Origin of the sequence: Rossellomorea aquimaris (assembly GCF_001877785.1) — a bacterium.
Taxonomy (GTDB): Bacteria; Bacillota; Bacilli; order Bacillales; family Bacillaceae_B; genus Rossellomorea; species Rossellomorea aquimaris_A.
This window is the reverse complement of record NZ_MINN01000024.1, coordinates 1-409: the sequence shown is the minus strand read 5'-3', so window position 1 is coordinate 409 and position 409 is coordinate 1. Positions and strand designations below refer to the sequence as shown.

Here is a 409-nt window from a genome sequence, read left to right as displayed (position 1 = left end):
GGTTTTCAATAACGTCCCCTTCCTTAGACCAAACTTCTACAACCATTTCTTTTGAAAGGTATGCTTCTGACAAAAGCTCCGGCAGGCGATGAATGTTATGCGTTCCGAAAATCATATCGACAAACGGATGTTTTTTCAAAATACGGTTCACGACTGATTCCTCTTGGGACATACAGCCGCACACGCCTAAAATCAGATCGGGATTGTTTTTTTTCAGTGCTTTTAAGTTGAAAAAAAAAAATAAAAAGACATCTGACTAACAAACAACCATAATACATAATAAAAAAAATCACAGACTAATCAACTCTAAAGCTGACATCACATACAGACAGCACAACCACTAGAACTACAGAAGAGACGTATTACACACTAATAAAAATCTGAGACACAGTTTAACAGTCATCAGTGA

General features: G+C 36.7%; 1 pseudogene. It reads right to left on the bottom strand.

What is annotated here, in order from left to right:
* Positions 1–229: pseudogene (locus BHE18_RS01075) on the bottom strand (tRNA (N6-isopentenyl adenosine(37)-C2)-methylthiotransferase MiaB); the annotation flags it as partial.
* Between the last annotated feature and the right edge of the window lie 180 nt (positions 230–409).